Source organism: Thermomonas sp. LB-4, assembly GCF_036409385.1.
Lineage (GTDB): Bacteria > Pseudomonadota > Gammaproteobacteria > Xanthomonadales > Xanthomonadaceae > Thermomonas.
On record NZ_JAXOFT010000064.1, the window covers coordinates 1 to 745 of the forward strand.

Genomic DNA, 745 nt, shown 5'->3' on the forward strand with positions numbered 1-745 from the left:
ATCCACTACCCATTTGGTGTTGGGTTCCAATGCGGCAAAGTCGCGCGCCAGGTGATTGCGGACATGGGCCGGGCGTACGCCTGAACGCTTATGTCGCCAGCGCCGCTTCTGCGGCACGCCCGACAGGTCGGCGCCCGCCATCAACCGGGCGACCCGGTTGAGACTGGCGGTCTCGCCTTCATAGCCCAGCACTTCGTGCATGCGCGGGGCGCCCATCACGCCGTCGCTGGCGGCATGGTGCTCGCGGATCTTCCCGAGCAACCTCGCGTTGTCCTGCGCGCGTGCGCCGGGTGAGCGCGTCGCCCAACCATGGAAGCCGCTGGGCGAGACCTTCAGGCAACGGCACATGAGCCGAACCGGGTACTGGTCGCGGTGGCGTCGGATCGCCTCGTACCTCAAGGCGATTCCTTGGCGAAGAACGCCGCCGCATCGCGCAAAAAATCCCGCTCCTTCTTCACCCGCGCCAGTTCCAGCTTGAGTGCCAGCAACTCCTGGTCGCGGGCGACGCCGTTGCCAGGGAAGGCCTTCTTGCCGACCACCTCCAGCTCGCGTCGCCATCGATGGAGCTGGTTGGCCCGAATGCCCAGGTCACGGGCAATCTGCGACACGCTTGCGCCCGGCAACCGGGTCAGACCGACCGCCTCGCGCTTGAACTCCTCGCTATAACGCTTTCTCTGCTGCATGACACTCCTCCTGCCCCATCATGAGGCTTAACTGAAGTGTCCGTGTTAGCGGGGTAGAACCC

General features: G+C 65.2%; 2 protein-coding genes. Both read right to left on the minus strand.

Annotated features, from left to right (window positions below):
• The coding region (locus SPK54_RS13630; protein WP_330948410.1) for an IS3 family transposase at positions 1-399 on the minus strand (399 nt) is incomplete at its 3' end.
• The gene (locus SPK54_RS13635) at positions 396-683 is read right to left on the minus strand and encodes a transposase (protein WP_330948411.1); all 288 of its coding nucleotides are present in this window, start codon (positions 681-683) and stop codon (positions 396-398) included. The genes SPK54_RS13635 and SPK54_RS13630, both read right to left, overlap by 4 nt.
• Positions 684-745 lie beyond the last annotated feature (62 nt).

Bases quoted from the DNA above. Each gene is read 5' to 3' on its own strand.
- SPK54_RS13635 (WP_330948411.1), bottom strand. From the start codon at position 683: ATGCAGCAGAGAAAGCGTTATAGCGAGGAGTTCAAGCGCGAGGCGGTC.